General features: G+C 37.8%; 16 protein-coding genes. 3 read left to right on the top strand and 13 right to left on the bottom strand.

Going from position 1 to position 19,169, the window contains the following annotated elements; all coding sequences use genetic code 11:
* Positions 1-28 precede the first annotated feature (28 nt).
* From LH29_RS10370 to LH29_RS23780, 3 genes are all read left to right on the top strand, one after another.
* Positions 29-658: a carboxypeptidase-like regulatory domain-containing protein gene (locus LH29_RS10370; RefSeq protein ID WP_045029350.1), complete on the top strand. Its 630-nt coding sequence runs from the start codon at positions 29-31 to the stop codon at positions 656-658.
* A 284-nt stretch (positions 659-942) separates the two neighbouring features.
* Positions 943-2,130: a hypothetical protein gene (locus LH29_RS10365; RefSeq protein ID WP_045029348.1), complete on the top strand. Its 1,188-nt coding sequence runs from the start codon at positions 943-945 to the stop codon at positions 2,128-2,130.
* Between the two features lie 508 nt (positions 2,131-2,638).
* Positions 2,639-5,356, top strand: coding sequence for a PAS domain S-box protein (locus LH29_RS23780; RefSeq protein ID WP_082063567.1), 2,718 nt, complete (start codon positions 2,639-2,641; stop codon positions 5,354-5,356).
* A 178-nt stretch (positions 5,357-5,534) separates the two neighbouring features.
* Here the strand turns inward: LH29_RS23780 and LH29_RS25060 are convergent, their stop codons facing one another.
* The 13 genes from LH29_RS25060 to LH29_RS10295 all read right to left on the bottom strand — a co-directional run bounded on the left by LH29_RS25060 (position 5,535) and on the right by LH29_RS10295 (position 19,022).
* Positions 5,535-5,744: a GDCCVxC domain-containing (seleno)protein gene (locus LH29_RS25060; protein ID WP_082063566.1), complete on the bottom strand. Its 210-nt coding sequence runs from the start codon at positions 5,742-5,744 to the stop codon at positions 5,535-5,537.
* Complete coding sequence (locus tag LH29_RS10355; protein ID WP_045029345.1) at positions 5,725-6,384, bottom strand: cation diffusion facilitator family transporter; 660 nt, start codon at positions 6,382-6,384, stop codon at positions 5,725-5,727. The genes LH29_RS25060 and LH29_RS10355 overlap by 20 nt, the downstream gene beginning before the upstream one ends.
* Positions 6,385-6,509: 125 nt before the next feature.
* Positions 6,510-7,682, bottom strand: coding sequence for an efflux RND transporter periplasmic adaptor subunit (locus LH29_RS10350; RefSeq protein WP_045029342.1), 1,173 nt, complete (start codon positions 7,680-7,682; stop codon positions 6,510-6,512).
* 36 nt (positions 7,683-7,718) lie between these two features.
* Positions 7,719-12,071 carry a CusA/CzcA family heavy metal efflux RND transporter gene (locus LH29_RS10345; protein ID WP_045029341.1) on the bottom strand — a complete coding sequence of 1,451 codons (4,353 nt, stop codon included), beginning with the start codon at positions 12,069-12,071 and terminating at the stop codon, positions 7,719-7,721.
* Positions 12,072-12,514: 443 nt separating this feature from the next.
* Positions 12,515-12,937: a Fur family transcriptional regulator gene (locus LH29_RS10335; protein ID WP_232302836.1), complete on the bottom strand. Its 423-nt coding sequence runs from the start codon at positions 12,935-12,937 to the stop codon at positions 12,515-12,517.
* A gap of 137 nt (positions 12,938-13,074) precedes the next feature.
* Positions 13,075-13,431 (bottom strand): DsrE/DsrF/TusD sulfur relay family protein, encoded by a 357-nt coding sequence (locus LH29_RS10330; RefSeq protein WP_045030178.1) that lies wholly within the window; start codon positions 13,429-13,431, stop codon positions 13,075-13,077.
* 34 nt (positions 13,432-13,465) lie between these two features.
* Complete coding sequence (locus LH29_RS10325; protein WP_045029337.1) at positions 13,466-13,891, bottom strand: DUF302 domain-containing protein; 426 nt, start codon at positions 13,889-13,891, stop codon at positions 13,466-13,468.
* A gap of 10 nt (positions 13,892-13,901) precedes the next feature.
* A complete protein-coding gene (locus LH29_RS10320; RefSeq protein ID WP_198152422.1) occupies positions 13,902-14,318 on the bottom strand; it encodes a DsrE family protein in 417 nt (138 codons plus the stop codon).
* A gap of 149 nt (positions 14,319-14,467) precedes the next feature.
* A complete protein-coding gene (locus LH29_RS10315; RefSeq protein ID WP_198152421.1) occupies positions 14,468-15,478 on the bottom strand; it encodes a cysteine desulfurase family protein in 1,011 nt (336 codons plus the stop codon).
* 12 nt (positions 15,479-15,490) lie between these two features.
* On the bottom strand, positions 15,491-16,600 hold the full coding sequence (locus tag LH29_RS10310) for a porin (protein WP_045029336.1): 1,110 nt from the start codon (positions 16,598-16,600) through the stop codon (positions 15,491-15,493).
* Between the two features lie 39 nt (positions 16,601-16,639).
* Positions 16,640-17,311, bottom strand: coding sequence for a metalloregulator ArsR/SmtB family transcription factor (locus LH29_RS10305; protein WP_045029335.1), 672 nt, complete (start codon positions 17,309-17,311; stop codon positions 16,640-16,642).
* A gap of 416 nt (positions 17,312-17,727) precedes the next feature.
* Complete coding sequence (locus LH29_RS10300) at positions 17,728-18,018, bottom strand: helix-turn-helix domain-containing protein (protein WP_045029334.1); 291 nt, start codon at positions 18,016-18,018, stop codon at positions 17,728-17,730.
* 170 nt (positions 18,019-18,188) lie between these two features.
* A complete protein-coding gene (locus LH29_RS10295) occupies positions 18,189-19,022 on the bottom strand; it encodes an RteC domain-containing protein (RefSeq protein ID WP_045029331.1) in 834 nt (277 codons plus the stop codon).
* Between the last annotated feature and the right edge of the window lie 147 nt (positions 19,023-19,169).

The following is a 19,169-nucleotide window of genomic DNA, read 5'->3' as shown; positions in this document are numbered from 1 at the left end:
AAGGACGCAAATTAAAAAATATTTGAAAATGAAAAAGTTAACAACTCTGCTCTTGATCATCATCGTTTGCCACCTAAATACTCAGGCGGGAGTTCTTTGCGGTTCGGTTTTGAACGAAACAGATAATACACCTGTTAGTGGTGCAATCGTCTGGCTTGAAAACACAAATTTCATTGATACTACCGATATAAACGGCGAGTTCTTCATTGAAAATATTCCGGGAGGAACGTACACCATCATTTTAGAACATGAAAGCTTTGTACAAAAAGTATTCGCGAATTTTGAAATTACCGAATCACCTACAGCACAATGTGTGGTTGATTGTAATGGGATATTTGGCGGTAGCGCCTACCTGGACAGTTGCCAGACCTGTGTAGGTGGAAATACAGGATTGGATCCATGTATTGTAAGCGGTATCTCAGAGGAGATGAAAAATGAGTTAGTGCTATTTTTCAATCATTCCGAACAAAATCTCGGTATAAGGAACTCTCCTTCTGGAATTGCTATCGTGTACGATTTATTGGGACGTCCAATTGTTACGAAAGAAATTATTCAGAAATACGAAAAAATTAATATTCCATCGTACAGGCCAGGGATTTACATTTTTGTCTTGAGGGGTAACGATGGTGTCATTTATACCCATAAAATCAGTTTGTAAGGATCTCCCTAAACTCAACCGATTTAAAAACAAGGGGCAAAAAGTTGATTCATTATTTGAATGTTAATATAACCGGTTCCCTGTTTATCCCTTTAGCGGGAATAATGTCCTCTTTTTTTGAAGGTGCACCAAACAGGATACATGAAATGTTATTGTTCAATATAATGTCGGATAAATTAATTTGCAAAAAAAACATAAAAACATTGATAGTCAGCTGATTGTGCATTGATGGCCAGACGTTGGATTAACAGATAAATTTCTATAAACAATAAATAAATCTTACAATGAATAGTAGAACCCTATATCTAGCTTTATTATTAAGCATATTTTTCTCCCTCGAAACAAAAAGTCAAAACAGTTTCGATCTGGAATTTTATTCATACGGAGGGAGGGAAAATAATATTTTCAAAGCCCCGGAAGTACTTTTTAATGCTTCGGATAACGTGTATCTTAACAAAGATGACTTTATTGTAAATAGTTTTTTTGGTGAAATAGGATACGATGCACGTTACCGTATCAGGAAAAAAAATAAATATAGTTTTGAAACAGGTAGTGAATTGTGGACCCGCCGTTATCTGGATTATTCCCAGGCTAACCAGCTACAATGGGATGGGTATGTGGCTTTTGATAAAAATTTGGGAAAAGAAATAACACTTGAATCCGAGTATTCATTTGGCTATAAAGATAAACTGGGAACGTCTATTTCCGGAGATGAACTGTTAAGATCATTTAAATACAAAAGTCATGAAGGAATGCTGGGTATAATAATGGACTTTTCAAAATTGGAATCCAATCCACAATTCTCGGTTAATTACAATAACTATTTTGCCGATACGACCCAAATGCCCCTTACACATGTAAATTTTGATTTTGATTTTAAAAATGAGTATAAACTGAACAAAAAGAATAGCATTCATTTTGATTTTGATCTGAGGCAACGGAATTATCTGAATTACCCGGCTTCCGACAGCCTTGGAATCACCTTAAAACCACAAAATCAGCCTGAGGTAATGAATAATCTGGCATCTCAACTTCGAAAATACCGGTATTCAACCATCGATATTGAGTTTGAATCCAAGCCAGCTAAAGGATTCATGGTTGCCCCCGGTTTCAGCCTGTTCAAAAGAACTGACCTTTATCAGGGATATTACAGTTACAAAGGGTACAGGCCTGAACTCAGTTTAAGGTATTCCAGTAAAAAGTGGTATGTATATTTCAATTCGGATTATCGGATGGTCCAATATCAAAAGAGACTGGCATTTACTTATGACGATACTGCTGTCCCGCTTAAATATCAATATGTAGATTTTAAATTAAAAGCAAAGTACAAATGGACCAGATACCTGGAATTATATGCTAATTTTTCGATGGACAACAGGCGATCAAATACGGAACTGGATTACAAAGTAACCCGAAGGTCATACCGTAACAGTGAGTTTTTATTCGGACTGAATTATTTGATTTTCGATTAAAAAATTGTGCGCAATTGAAATTCATATTTTTATGAGTATTAAATCCCGTTACATCATAAATTTTATTGATGAAGGCCTCTTCAATAGGATATTCTAAATTGTGAATCGTCCTAAAATAGGTTGACAGATTTTTAATAATATAAATGATTAATTATTACACAAAAAGTATTCCGGGGATTAAGGATGCGTAATCCCTTAAAGTTGGAATTTATAATTCTGAATCCCTAAAAATTTTATTCGAAAATTAAAAGCGAATTCATTGGGCAAATACTTGTAAGAACAGGGATTTGTCCAATATTACTGGAATTTATCTGGTTATGATAACGGACCTAAAATAATAATCCGGGAAAACTCAGGATTGTGGCTTAAATTCTTGTGTGTTATACTTCGTTGCAATCATTACATAGCTAACTCTCTCCAACTACAAATTAAGTTGATCAACATCCATTTTTATTTATCTTTATCACTTAATTCTTTCCCTAAAGAAGAATACAGAAGTTAAAATATAATGATGAAGTTTTTATTTTTCTCAAGCTTAATATTTTTATTGGCTTCCACTCATTCGCGATCTTCAAATAGAACGGATCGGCATTTAAACCATCCTATTGATCTATCGATTTACGAAGCCAGGGCAGATCGTGATTCAAACTTTGTCCCGGACCTGTTGGGTGACACTGTTACTATTGCCGGACGCGCTACCATCTCTTCAAATGTTTTGTGGCCCGGGCGCCTGCAATTTGCGCTTCAGGATCAAACAGGAGGTATTTTTGTTTATGATCGCAATTACAGGGGCCCTATCATCCAAGCAGGCGACAGTTTGGTTATAAGTGGGGTAATCGGGCAATACCGGGGAACAACACAAATCCTCAATCCCGTTATTGTTTTGGCGGATACACTAAGGCGTATTCTTCCTACGCCTGTTGAATTGAAAAAACACAGTAAAGAAGAATTGGAAGGACAACTTGTCTCTGTAAAGGGAATGGTTATTAATAAAAGTTATAATGCCGGAGGTACTTATGTTATCATTTCAGGAATGGAAGGAAGCGACAGTACTCTCATGATTTATAATTCAAAAAATAGTAAAAATCCGGAACTACTTGCTCAATTTTCACTTGGAGAGAAGATTCAAATTTCCGGGATTTTGTCTCAACATGATTATGATGAACCGTTAAGTGATTACTATCAATTGCTTCCACGTTCAAAACAAGACATAAAATTATTGAGACATACGGCTGATGCATATTTATTTGTAATCGGAATTATTGCAGTTTTAATTGGTATCAGCCTTTTGTTTAATCTCCTTTTACAGCGTAAAATAAAGAAAAGAACCACGCAGCTCTATGCTTCTGAACAACGCTTTCAATCGCTGGCCAAATCTGCGCCGGTTGGCATTTTTCGTTCCCGCCCCGATGGATATACAACCTATGTTAATCCGGAATGGTGCATCATATCCGGGATAAATCAGGAAGAAGCGCTTGGTTATGGATGGCAGGAAGCGGTTCATCCTGATGACCGGGAGTACCTGACTGGAAAATGGAAATCTGATGTTCAGGAGAAAAAAGATTCTGTTGCCAACTATCGCTTTCTTCATCCGGATGGAAGTATGGTTTGGGTAATGGGGCATGCAACAGCTGAATTCGATTTAAACAACAATATTGTTGGATATATTGGTAGTATAACAGACATAACAAAACTCAAACAATCGGAGAGAGAACTTAAGCTTAGTGAAGAAAAATACAAGTATTTGTTTGAACGTAATCCTCAGCCTATGTGGATTTACGACAAGGAAACACTGGATTTTCTTGAAGTTAATAAGACAGCTGTTGCGAATTATGGCTATTCTCACGAGGAATTCCTTAGTATGAACATAAAAGACATACGCCCTCCTGAAGACATTCAAAATATATTAAAATTTATAAAACAACTAGACAAGAAGTATAGCAGCTCCGGTGAGTGGAAACATTGCAAAAAAGATGGTACCATCATCGATGTAGAGATTTATTCTCACCAAATCACGTTCAATGGAAATGATGCCCGTCTGGTTTTAATCAATGATATTACTGACAAGAAAAAAATTTATAACGATTTGGTTGATGCAAAAGATAAGGCGGAAGAAAGTGACCGGCTAAAATCGGCTTTTTTGGCCAATATGAGCCACGAAATCAGGACGCCAATGAATGGTATTTTAGGCTTCACCAGCTTACTTTCGGAGCCTGACTTAAGTGATGAATCGAAAGATGAGTTTATCCGTATCATCCACCAAAGTGGCGAACGAATGTTGAATACAGTAAACGACATCATCGAAATCTCTAAAATTGAGTCCGGAGCAGTTAATGTCCAGGCCACCGCGATTAATATCCCCGCTGTTTTAGAAAATATAATTGACTTTTTCAAACTCCAGGCTAATAATAAAGGAATAATTCTTATTCTGGAAAACGAGAGTGCAGAAACAAACCTTTTCACTCAAACCGACAGGAATAAACTGGAATCCATTCTCACTAATCTGATCAAAAATGCGATTAAATATACCGATAAGGGAGAAATAAAGGTTAACTTTTTGGTTCAAAACGGATATATACAATTCTGTATTAAAGATACCGGAATTGGTATTCCCCTTCATAGGCAAACGGCTGTTTTCAATCGGTTTGAACAAGCTGACATTGAAGACACAAGAGTATTTGAAGGCTCTGGGTTGGGGCTTGCTATCTCAAAATCATATGTTGAGATGCTTGGGGGCAGAATTTGGCTTGAATCAGAAGAAGGTATTGGTTCGAAATTTTATTTTACTATTCCCATGGTAGAATGTTATTCCATTTCCGTTCAACCTCAAAAGTATGCAAAGCCTGAAGTTTCATCGGGACACACTATACTTTTGATTGAAGACGAACCTGTTAACATGCACTTTTTAAAAGCCTCATTAAGTGCAACAAAATATAAACTTCTGGAAGCAGAAAATGGTGAAGATGCAATAAAACTGGTGGAATTAAATCCCGAAATCAAACTACTCCTGATGGATATAAAACTACCGGGGATTGATGGCCTGGAAGCTACCAGAAGGATAAAAAAACTTCGACAGGAAATAAAAGTAATCGCACAGACCGCTTATGCCCTGCCTGAAGATTCCAACAAAGCCAAGGACGCGGGTTGTGATGACTTTATTTCCAAGCCAATTAAGCGGGAACTCCTTCTTGAAAAGATAGAGACAGCTTTGGCAGGTATTTCATAAAGAAAGCTTGTATTAAACTCCTGAAAACAGCCGGCCATGATTTGCATGTAACGGGAAAGTATTTGCCAATCGTTTACGGAGAGCGTAGTTAATCACTTACAGATCGACCCTTCAATCTTTTCAATTTCACCTTTCAATTTAGATTTCCTCGACTTCTTAAAATATATTCAAAATTGAATTAGCAACAATCTTTCTTCTGCTGTTTAGGCGGACACTTCTCCGAGCCATAAGAACAATATACACAATAGTCCCCTGATTTTGGTTTCAAGACAGTTTTACAGTTTTTACATTCATAAAAAAACCAGCACGAATCTTCAGGCATGATTTCTTCTTTTTGAAAACCGCACTTAGGGCAGGTTATAGTGCTGCTAATGATGATGGGGTTCATGATTTTCATGATGATGCTCAATATCCAACAATACTTTTCCGGAATCTTTCAACAATCCGATTGACCATTTGATTATGACGAATGAACTGATCAACGCAGCAATAGTATCAATAAACGGTATATCCCAAATCATAGCTGCGGCAAGTCCTAATATAGCTGAAACACTTGTCAAAGCATCTGCAATTACATGTAAATAAGCTGCACGTATATTATGGTCTGAATGTTCATGGTTATGGTGTAAAAGAAATGCGCTGGCAATATTTACTACCAAACCGATTATGGCGACCATAATGGCTTCCTTATAAACAATATCCACCGGATTGTATAATCGTTCAATCGCTTCAACCATAATTACTATGGCAAATATTAGCAACATTAACCCGCTGCTATAGCCTGAAAGGGAAAGGATTTTATTTGAATCACCTGTAAATTTTTCGTTCTTCGATACTTTCCTGACAATGATATAGGCTAACCAGCTTAAGCCAATTGCCAGCACATGTGACCCCATGTGAATACCATCGGCAAGTAGTGCCATCGATTTTGTGGATAACCCAAAAACTATCTCAACAACCATTGTAACGGCAGTTAAAAGTACCACCCACATGGTTTTTCTCTCGTATGAATGTTTGTATTCTGACATATTTTTTGTTTTTATAAATGGTGTTTTTGACAATTACCCCTTCAGTTCTTTGTTTTTGGGATACCCAAGATGTAATTCAGATATATTCATTTAGTCAATTGATTTTTTAATTTATTGAATGCAATTTATTCTTCATCAACTCCCGGTTTAAATACTGAATGAATATAAAATGTTCCCTTTATGGCAATTTCAGAATCAGGTGGAAGATTATCCAATGGGAGTATTTCAACATATCCTAAGTCCTCCAGCCCGGTTTTTATTTCAACCCGTTTGAATACTATATTTTCATCTGAAGGTTCCACGTTTGCGGCTTTGATGAAAATATATTCTTTGCCGGCTTCATTTATAACAGCCTGGACGGGTACGGCAGGAACAGAATCGGAACCAGTTTCAATCAGGGCATTTACAAACATACCGGGTATCAATTCAGGCGATTTACCCATGATATTGGCATGAACAACAAGGGCTTTGGTTTCGTCTTCAAAACTTTTACTTATGCCAAATATCTTTCCCTTTATGATTTCACTGCCCTGATTGGTTAGCACAAAATCAACTTTTTGACCGGGTTTCACCTTGTAAATGTCTTTCTCGTAAACCATCAGGTCAACATGAACTTTACGATTGTCCACGATATCAAAAATGGGTTGATTGGGTTCAGTATAAGTTCCAATACTTGCATTGATATGCCCAACATAGCCATTGATAGGGCTGTTTAATGGAACGAATGGAATGATATGCCCATTTGCTATTTCTTCGATATCCAACGAGAACATTTTTAATTGGGCTTCAAGAGAGTGAACCTGCCCCCGGGCTGCTTTGTAATTGGATTCGGTTTGCTGAAGTATTTTTTCGGCATTTACATTACCAACACTCAATTCTTTTTGACGTGCATATTCTTTTTCCAAATAATCAAAATCTGCCAGTGCTTTAATGTAGGCTTCCTGTAGCTTTATAAAATCGGGGTGTTCCATTTTGGCTAATAACTGGCCTTTTTTTACATAATTGCCTTCCAACACGTAAATTTCTTTAATAATACCGCCCATAACGGGTGCTACATTTGCCTTGTTCTGAGGGGGAACTTCGAGGTATCCGTTAGATTTAACAACATTACGCAAGTTCTTATATTCTATATGACCAAGCTCTATACCCGCATTTTTGTACTGTACAGGTGTAAAGATTGCCTCTGTTACTACTTCATTTTCTTCTTCGTTTTCCACTGTTTCATGTTGACCCTGCGTACATGAATACTGTAATAAAACAAGAAAAATAAGTGCTGCTATATAGCTATATTTTTTCATGGTGCGTTTATTTAAAATTTTATGAAGTTATTTCAATTATTTATTTCCAGTTAAATATTCCAGTTGGATGACGGCCTGATTATAATTGTTTACATTCTCAAGATAAGCGCTTTTGATATTCATTGCGCTGCTTATATGCTGCAAGTATTCCAAGTAGCCTATTTCACCTGCTGCAAAACTTTTATTAGCGTTATCAATTAGTAAATCAGCCTGTGGAATACCCTGTTGTTTATAATAATCTGCAATGTCTTTACACTGAAGGTATTCCTGCCATGCTACCGAGATATTTTTTTGTAATGTTTGTTTTTGATAATTGTAATTGTTTTCAGCAATTTGTGAATTCACTTTTGCCTCCTGCACTTTCCCATTAAAGGGACGATACCATAAAGGAATGGAAATACCGGCATGAATCCCCGAAAACCGGTCGGGTAAATTCGATTCATTAAATGTCCGGTTCAGGTATCCGATTGAAAATTCCGGTAATGCTTTGGCCTGTTCCACCCTGGCGGTCCTCTTTTCTATATCTGTTTGTTGTTGCAAATAGTGAATGCCGGGGTTATTATCGGCAGTAAGGCTATCTGATGTTTGGCTAAAATTTTTATATTCAAATGCATTGGCACGGCTTATTTGCAGGTTATCAATGCCCAGCAGGTTTTTCAATTCCTCTCTACGTATTAGAATTTCACGCTCCGACTTTTTATAATTGTTCATTATTTCCAGTTGAAGCGCTTGTGCTGCATTCTTTTCGAGCAAACTGCTTTCTCCTGTTTTGTAGCGCAGTTCCACCGCTTCAAGGAAATTTCGGTACAAACTGTCCTGATATTCTAAAAGTTTATGTATCTCAACTGAAAACAGGTATTGGTTCCATGTATTTTTAATATCCTTTATCAGCTCATTTATTACTGCTTCTTTACCTAACTGACTTCTCTTTATATGGGCTTTTGCCAGTTTCGACTGGTTGATATATACGGTTGGAAAAGCAAATTCCTGACTTATTTCGAAGGAGTTATCAATAGCAGTAGGACTATCCGTGTTTCCATATTCGAAATCAACCCCGGTTTTATTGAAGTCAAGTGCACTTTTTTTGGCCAATTGCTGCTTTTTCACTTCCAATTCGGCTGAATTAACCAGAAGGTTATTTTCAATACCGACCCTTATGGCATCGTCTATTGAAGTAAGTTTTATCGTATCAGATTGCCCATAAACTTTCCCATTTGGAAGGGTTAAGAACGAAAGTCCCAGAATAAACAATCCGGCAATTTTGGTACTTCTTTTTGGTATCTTGAATTTCTTTTCGGAAAATACAATATATAATGCCGGAAGAACTACCAATGTAAGTATAGTGGCAGTTATTAATCCCCCGATAACTACGGTAGCCAATGGTTTTTGAACTTCAGCCCCTGCCGATTTTGAAATTGCCATTGGTAAAAAGCCCAGCGCTGCCACAGAGGCAGTCATTATTACGGGGCGAAGCCGTACTTTTGTCCCCTCTCTTACCCTTTGATAAACATCGGTGATACCCTCACTTTTCAACTGATTGAAATAGCTGACAAGTACAATCCCGTTCAGTACGGCTACACCGAAAAGGGCAATAAATCCAACCCCTGCCGATATGCTAAAGTTCATATCCCGAAGGTACAAAGCCCATACACCGCCGATTGCAGACAATGGAATGGCTGAGTATATTAGCAAGGCTTGTTTCACTGAACCGAAGGCGAAATATAGCAATATAAAAATCAGCAATAAAGCAATGGGAACAGCAATGGAAAGCCTTTCTTTGGCTTGCATGAGGTTTTGAAATTGCCCGCCATAGGTAATGTAATATCCGGCTGGGAGTTGCAATTTAGCATCAAGAATATTTTGTATTTCTTCAATAACCGATTCCACGTCACGGTCATGAACATTAAACCCAACATAAATCCTGCGTTCGGCATTGTCTCTTGAAATTTGGGAAGGCCCGTCAACATATTTTATTTCGGCCAGTTGTCCGATAGGAATTTGTTTGCCGGATGGAAGTGGAATATATAAAGCTTCCACATCGTTGATGTCCTTTCGGTATTCTTTATCCAATCTTACCACCATATCAAACCGCTTTTCGCCCTCATACACCGTGCTTACTTTTTCACCTGCAAACGCAGCACGTAAAACCAGGTTTACTTCCGCTACTGAAATTCCATATTGCGACAGCTTGTCCCGGTTGTATTCAACCGAAATTTGCGGAAGACCTGTAACTTTCTCAATATAAGGCGTAGTTATTCCTTTTACACCGGATATGAGTTTTGATACTTCGTTGGCCTTACTGTTTAGTATCTCCATATTTTCACCATAAATTTTCACGGCTACATCCTGCTTAATGCCTGTCATTAATTCATTAAAACGCATTTGAATAGGTTGGGATATTTCCCATCTTACTCCCGGAATTTCAGAAAGTGCTTCTTCCATCTTCTCCCTGAGTTCTTCGGTGGTTTCTGCACTTGTCCATTCGCCCTTATCTTTCAGGATAACCATCATATCGCCATTTTCAACAGGCATGGGGTCGGAAGGCACTTCTCCCGAACCGATACGTGAAACGGCTGATATCACTTCAGGGAAACGTTCTTTCAATAATTTTTCACCAGCAGAAAAAGCAGCTATGGATTGTGCTAATGATGCACCCTGCATCAAAGAAGTTTCTATTGCAAAGTCCCCTTCCTCCAGTTGTGGTATAAATTCGCCACCTAACCTTGTAAACAGCCAAAAACTAAAAATAAAAAGAATAAATGCCGTTCCGATTACAATGGCCTTGTGCCGTATGGTGTATTCTATAACCGGATGATAAACCTTGTACATCCTGCGCATTAACCGGGTTGAAATATTTTCTTTGGAAGAAACATTTCTGTTTAAAAACAAGGATGAAACAACAGGTACATATGATACCGAAAGAATGAGCGAACCCAGCAAAGCCAAAGAGACTGTCTCTGCCATTGGTTTGAACATTTTTCCTTCAATACCTGAAAGTGTAAGTATAGGAATGTAAACAATAAGGATAATGATTACCCCAAATGATGCCGATTTAAGAATACGGGATGCAGAGGTAATTACTTCTGCATCCATTTCTTTTTGCTTCAATTTATATTTTAATTTTCGGGTAGATATGTGATGCACCGTAGCTTCTACGATGATTACCGCACCGTCGACAATTAGCCCGAAGTCAATTGCGCCAAGGCTCATTAGGTTTCCTGATATTCCGAATATCCGCATCATGGAAACAGCAAATAACATTGATAAAGGGATTACGGAAGCCACAACCAAGCCGGAACGTAAATTGCCAAGTAATAATACAAGGATAAAGATGACAATCAGGGCCCCTTCCACTAAGTTTCGGGTTACCGTATGAATGGCTTTGTTCACCAGTTTGGTGCGGTCAACAAAAGGTTCGATGGTTACGCCTTCGGGAAGTGTTTTTTTTATTTCTTCTATTTTCAGCTTGACGTTTTTAATTACTTCGGCTGAGTTTTCTCCCTTCAACATCATGGCGATACCGCCAACAACTTCTCCCTGACCGTCTTTCGTAACCGCCCCGTAACGTATGGCATGACCAAATTGAAGATTTGCTACATCTCGTACCAGGAGCGGTACGCCTTTATTCGATTTTATTACAATTTTGCCAATATCTTTCAACGATTTTACCATACCGATACCCCTGATTACATAGGCATTAGTCCCTTTTTCGATATATGCACCACCAGTATTTTCATTATTTTCTTCCAGGGCTTGCATTATTTCAGAAATAGACACGTCGAGGTTATTCAATTTTGATGGATTGAGGGCTATCTCATATTGTTTTACGTAACCGCCCCATGCACCAACCTCGGCTAATCCCGGGGTGCCTGCCAATTGTCGTTGCACTATCCAATCCTGAATAGTACGCAGTTCCATTGCCGGGTATTTGTCTTCGTAGCCCGGCAAAGGTTTGACCACATACTGATAAATTTCGCCCAAACCTGTGGTAATTGGGCCGAGTTCCGGATTGGTCAGCCCATCGGGTATATTTGCTTCGGCTTCCTTGAGCTTTTCAGTCACTAACTGCCGGGCAAGGTAAATATTCACCTTGTCTTTAAAAACGATAGTAACCACGCTTAACCCAAACCTTGAAATAGACCTTATTTCAATGACCTCAGGGATAAGTTTCATGGATAATTCTATGGGGTTGGTTATGAATTGTTCTACCTCCTGTGCAGCCAGTTTTGGGGCCAGTGAAATTACCTGCACCTGGTTATTGGTAATATCGGGTACGGCATCAATGGGTAAATGTGCGAGCGAAAAAATACCCCAAATAATTAAAGCAATCGTAAAGATTCCGATTACCAATTTATTATGTATAGAGAAATGAATGATTTTTTCAATCATATTTTTTAGTTAAGAATGAATAAGAAATAAACAATTTGGAAAATAATACGGAAGCGGGGCTAAATAAGAAAAGCCTCGTGTTTTATGAAAATTTTACTTTTCTTAAAACAATTACGAGAACTTTTATCAATATCATTTGAAACATAGATTATAGGAAGGTATAAAATATTTCCGGTCGTTGAATTAAAATCTGAGAAACTGAAGAAAGGAATAAAGTTACAGTCCTGACCTATTACTTTTGTGTTAGTTGTGTATGAGTCATATTCATCATGCCACGTTTGTTCAACATTCCCACCGAAATCCAATTCTAAAACGGCAATTGTAAAACAACATAGCATCTCCAGGGTAAATATTTTGAGTATGTTATTTCTCATTTTATGCCTGCTCCATTTTTATTTTCTCATACAAAAATAAGTAAAAGATTGTGCAACAGTATTGCAAAGTTACTTTCGGCAAATTGAGCAAATACCTTTAATTACAAAATTGGCACTTTCGAAAGAGAAACCTTGAGGTAAGTCCATTTTAGGGACTGGCATGTTTTTAAGGCAATTGGTTTGTCCACATTTGGTGCATAAAAAGTGAATGTGCAAGTCATCTGGCTGACAGGTACATTCTTCATCACACAAGGCATACTTAACCGCTCCTGTGCCATCATCAATACTATGAATTAAATAATTGTCCTGAAACGTTTTTAAAGTGCGAAAAATGGTGGAGCGGTCAACATCTTCGAATTGTTGTTCAATCTCATAAAGGCTCAGTGCCTTTTTATTTTTATCCAGTACATCGTAAACCAACTGGCGCATGGCAGTTGGCCTAATATTCCTCAATTCCAGTCTGTTGTCGATTTTCTGATTCATTGCCTTCATCTACTCTTTGTTTAAATATTGAGTGGATATAAAATGTCCTTTTCAGAACAAATTAAGGATTTTTTCACTAACGAAGACTTCTTACTCCCAACTAGTTTTGATTTGAATTGAAATCGATAGTTGTAGACATTTCAAGTTTAAAACGTAACCATCTTATCGCTATCAACTACCCATTGCGTAAGTTCAGCCATTGTACTAATTTCGGCTCCTTCAATTAGCTCTTTGTTTTTGATACCACGGGCATCTGCACACGAACCGCAAATTTTCACTTTTGCACCCTTGTTGATGGAGTATTTTAACATGCGCTCGATATTGTAGTATCCATTTGGAGTCACCTGGCCGGGGATTGCACATGTAGCAGCATCAGCCATTAAAAATATCCGAACTTCCACATCTTCATGAGCTTTATTCAACTGATTAGCCAATCGTAATCCGTTATACGCTTTTTCTGTACCGTAAGGGCCATCATTAATTAAAATCAAAATCTTCTGCATTTGCATTGTTTTAAAAGTTGTACGTTGATTATTTTTATTTTGAAATATTATCCATTAAAATTTTAAGCGTGTTAAACAGCGAAGTTGCATCGTTAAAAAGTTCGGAATTGGAACGAACGGCATCAAGCACCGCTCTCATATTCATAGTAGAGATTACAGTTTCATCATTCTTCTCATAAATAGCTAATTTACATGGCATAAACAGAGAAAAGTGTGGAAAATCAGTAAGCATTTCTGCTGCTGTTCTTGCCTGGCAAATTTCGTATATGTAAACTTTTCGGTCAATTGGAAACCCCTTCCCAGCGACAATATCATGATAAACATACGTCTGAAGCAATGCAAATTTATTCTGCTCACATGCAGCAGGAACTTTTTCATGTATATCATTAATTGGCAGTTTACTTGAAATTTCATAGGTGAACATTTCAATCATTTTTTCTGGTGTCATTTTTTCTTTCATATTCAAATAATTAAAAAGTTAATACAATTTTATTTTTACGAATGATGGTGTATAAATCAGCAAGTGATGAAAAAGTACAAACTTGAGGCTGGTCATTTTTACGGCTTTTCAAACAAGTTCCGCAACCTTGAATTTCACCACCTTTTTCAAGAAATGCATCCACCTGTTGTTTTAAATCCTTGTTATCATTAACCAGCAAATCGACTTCCACTCCTTTTCCCAACAAGAATACCTGAACCGTGTCTCCCTGATTTTTTGAATAATTAGCTAAACGAAATGCATTCCAAACCGTTTCCACATCGTTGGAATAAATGACCATACCAATGGATGTGGGAGTATTTGACGAAGATTGAGAATTTAATTGTGCTGACAAGTGGGTAGAAAATAACGACAGCATTAGGGACAAGGTGAAAATTAACTTTTTCATAAAACTGAGTTTAATTTTTGATTATAAGAGTTTACTTACTGTTTCTGAAATCGCATCAATTGCGATATCAATTTCTTCTTTCGTTGTATATTTTCCTGTTGAAATTCGTATTGTACCAGCTGCTGTCAGGGAATCTACCTGCATCGCTTTCAGTACTGGAGAAATCTCAACCGAATCGGCATGACAGGCTGAGCCTGTTGAGAAAAAACTTTTTGACTGACCAATGATACAAGTGTATGTGCATCCACTTTATCAAATGCGATACTCAACGTATTCGGGAGACAATTTTTGAGGTCGGCATTCAGTTTTATGGTTGTCTGACATTTCATTATAAAGCCATTTAATAACCGTTGCCGCATTTGATAAAGATGCATTTTGCTGGTCTCAAAATTGTCTGTGGCTAATTCACAGGCTTTTCCAAGTGCAACGATATATGGTACATTTTCAGTACCAGGTCGCAATCCTTGTTCCTGTACTGCGCCAAAAATCAGATTTTCCAATCTCACGCCATCCCGAATGTACAACGCTCCGATGCCTTTGGGAGCGTATAATTTGTGCCCGGCGACAGAGAGCATATCGATGCCCAATTTATTTACGTCGGTTTCAATTTTACCAACCGATTGTGCCGCATCGGTATGAAAAAGGACGCTGTGTTTTTTTGCTATTTCGCCAATTTCTTTTACTGGCTGAATAGTTCCCACTTCGTTGTTAGCATGCATGATGGAAATCAGAACCGTGTCAGGCCTGATAGCCTTTTCAACGTCTTCCAGATTTACTTTTCCGTAAGAATCGACCGGAAGCTGGGTAATTTCATAACCCTGTTTCTCCAGGTAGCTGCAAACTTCGGTCACCACCGGGTGTTCCACTTGCGAAGTAATGATGTGTTTTCCTTTATCCTGATTCGCCAAAACGGCCCCGCGGATGGCATAGTTGTTCGATTCAGTACCGCCGCTCGTGAAAATGATTTCTTCGGGCTTTGCACCGAGCAGACCTGCAACCCGCATCCGTGCCTTTTCAATAGCTTCTTTGTTGTGGCACCCAATGGCATAACTACTGGACGGGTTCCCGAAATATGTCAGAATATAAGGCAACATCTCTTCTGTCACCTCAGGAGCAATGGGAGTAGTGGCGTTATAGTCAAGATAAATTGGTACGCTCATTCTTTTTCGAATTTAAATTCCTACAGCTAATTGCACAGTAAAAATCCCTTGCGCATCTGCCTCCGGATAGTTAATTATCGTATAATCGAGGCTTGCTTTTGCATTGTGTCCTTTGAGATAATAATTGAGCCCACCACTAAAAATACCTGTATTCTCCTTTTGTTTTATTGAAACTGTTTCGTACCGAAAATAGGGTTGTATATTTCCCACAGCAACCGGGCTATTGAAATAGTAACCGGCCTGTATATAAAAAAAATCTGCATCATCAGATGCGGACAGTTGTACAAAACTATTCGCCTGGGTACTGTTTTTAAGGCTGATGTAAGCGCTTTCTGCTGTGACGGCTCCATTGGCAACGGGGTGGTCAAAGAACGCATCGAGTGTCCATATAAAATTGTCTTGCCCCGGCTCGCTATTCAACGTAAGGTTGCTTTGCAAATCGAAAGCAGCGCCGATACTCAGCACTCTTTTCTTCCCAAGGTACGTACCCTGGTTAAACCATCCTGTTTCCGGTTCCAGCAGGTTTAGTACAGCACGGCCTACATAACGCAGATTATCGTCAGGATTTGCAATGCTTTCGATACCTTCGGAGATCATTAGCCGGTATTGAAACAAACCATCGAAAGGATTACCCCAAAGTGTAATCCCGTCGTCTCTTCCTACTTTACTGGTATAGAATATAACTCCGCGTATTCCCCCCTGCATAAATGACAAGTCGGTAGTTAACAGTGATTTGGTAGAGGTAGTGCCGTAATTCCTTGTTAGCGGCACGTACATCCGTCCGGCCTGTATTTTGAAACTTTCATCCATGTCAAGAGTAATCCACAGGTCGCGGAAAGTCAAACCGCTGCCGAGTCCCATTGATGGATTGTCCAGTCCATCCTGGCCAAATCGGTCAACGGCAATGTGGGTAAAAAAACTGAGATATTCGGTTGGCTGTCCTTTAACTGCAAGATAGACTCTGCGAAGCATAAAGTCATTCAATCCATTGTCACCTTTGCCATTTTCAACATGTTGATACCAGGCCTGTGTCCAAAAACCGATATCGACTTTATTCTGAGCTTTAGTTTTTTGGGGTGAGAAAAATGCGCCTATAATTAATATTACTAAATATTTTTTCATTACATAAATTTTTTCATTCTAGCTTGTGCCGATTGATCATTATATGTTTTCATGATTTTCTTTTTCCAGCTGCCTCATTTTCCACTCAGGATATCCTTCATCCAGCCGTCTTACTTTATAACCGTTTTCGGAGAGAATTTTGACCGCCTCATCGGCCAGCACACAGAATGGTCCCCGGCAATAAGCAACGATTTCCTGTTCTTTTGAAAAATCTTTCAGGCAACACAATAAATCGTTCATTGGAACAGAAACAGCCCCGGTGATGTGGTCTACTTCAAATTCCGCAGACGGCCTCACGTCCATCAACAATACATTTTTGTTGAGAATCATCTGCTCCAACTCGTCGAGACTCACCGAATTGAGCGCTTTATTGTTTTTGCGTTGCTGATTTAAAGTTCTTTCCAGTTCGGCAATTTCAGAAACAGCATACTTTGTAATGTGCTGGTAAAGGGCCAGAAATTCGTTATTAACTAGTGAATAGTAAACGTAATGTCCTTCTTTTCGTGATTTTACAATATTGTTATTTTTAAGTACCTGCAAGTGTTGCGAGGCATTTGCTACCGTCAGTTTGGTTACTGCAACAACTCCTTCAACACTTTTTTCACCTTGCGAAAGCATTTCGATGATTTCGAGTCGTGCAGGATTTGCAAGAGCTTTCATCAATTTGGAAAGCCCGTCGTACATAGCATCCTTAAATTCTCTACCTTTCATTTTAGTGCTAATTGTTTTGATTGAACAAATATAATAGTCTGGTTTCAATTATTCAATAGAGTTATTGAATAATGTTTCTTTTTATTTTTTTGAATCTAAACTTTAAACGTAAACACTTATTTATAAGGAAACTTTAATGTATTTACAATCTTTGACGTACTTTCTTGTATTACAAAAGGCGAATTTATTAGCCTTTTCTAGTCTTTCTCTTATAATATTTACGCAAATGGTATAAATCTTTCTTAATAGAAGATAGTGTAATAAATTACAGATAGTTAAGGACGACTATTTATGAGATTTACCTATTATTTTATATCTCTCTTTTAAAAGTTGAATACCTTAATGGAAAATTATTTTTGGGTAAAACATATATTTGTACAATACTAAAATGAATACATTATAAAGTAAAGAGCCGGTTACAATTTCTTAGGAAATCCATCATGAATAAAATGAGTAACATCTGATTCCAGATAGTAAACCTTTCTGCCTATTAACCGATAAGGAAGTTTCCCGGAAGTACGGAATCGTTGCAAGGTTCGTTGGCTTACTTTTAGTAAAAGACATAGATCCTGATTATCAAGTAAAACCTCATCATCAATTTTCGGAGTAATGGAATTGTCCTGACGGTCAATTTTTCGACCAATTTTCTCCAGTTGACTTGTTAACCGGTTCATCCATGAATCAAAATATTTTTGATCGATATACATTTCAGTAACTTTTAAAATTACCGTAAACTTAAGGGGAAGGAGTATGGCTGATCAGGAAGTCGGTATCATTTTTCTTTCTGTGATTGGTGTAAGGTACAGATAGACAGTGTTTAGAATGTTGTGCTTTTAATAAGTTTGCTTTAGTTATTATGAATACATACTCGGTGTAATTATTCCGATTTGCGTCCCATTCGTTTTAAGAGAGCATTTTTTAAGTTATCAAGAAATGGGGTAGGGACATTTCGGATTTTCATATCGCTAAATGAACGCGATAGGTTTTTATCCAGCTGGATATTAAAAACTTTCTGGATGTAATCGGATAATTGTGTTAGGGGTACATCGCCGAAAGAATTATCACTATCCCATGAGTAAAGCTGTTCCATCAATTCTGTTTTTGTTCCTTTCCATGTGAGTTTGGTAGCAGGGTAGCCAAAATGAAATGGCGTTAATCCGTTAGTGTTTAACAGCTCTATTTCATGCATCAGATAAGCTGATAACATATCGTTTGATAATATTTTTGCAACTTTAAAATCGCAGTTTGTCGAAAAATTTGGATCCAGTTCAAAATAGAAGGTTTCCAGGTACTGTTCGGTATCCATCTTTCCTCGAAGAAAATATAACGAATCAAGATGAGAAGCCCCCGAACGGTAATAACGAATAAAATCCAGCCGCTTAACGTTGTATTTATTAATCTCGTTCAATTGTTCGGAGAGATACTCCTTTTGTTTGTTGGCTCCTGCAGGGCGGTTCATTTCGATGTTGTAGATTTTTCGGTAATAAATTAAACGGTAACAAAATTTCGGTTTAATCTCTTTAAAAAAGGTAATCTCTTCCATTTCGTCCCGAAATTTATAAGAAAGAATAAATTGTTTTAGTTTATCAAACGATTCAGCAAGCACTCGCGATGCTTCGAGCGATTTTTTTAAGACATTGGTATTCGATGACTCTATACTCTCTATTAGTTCATCGGTCTGTTTACGCAGGTTCGTAATGTATTCAAGCATAAATTATAGTTTTTGATTGGTGAGTAAATAGCTGAATGGGGTAGAGGCTTAAGATCTTATTCGAAAAAATGGTGCTTATAATCAGCACTCCTAATGAATCTAACTATTCATGTCGCACAAATCCAACCGAAATAACTCATCAAGAAC

Origin of the sequence: Draconibacterium sediminis (genome assembly GCF_000949475.1) — a bacterium.
GTDB lineage: Bacteria > Bacteroidota > Bacteroidia > Bacteroidales > Prolixibacteraceae > Draconibacterium > Draconibacterium sediminis.
This window is presented reverse-complemented; position numbering and strand designations above follow the sequence as displayed.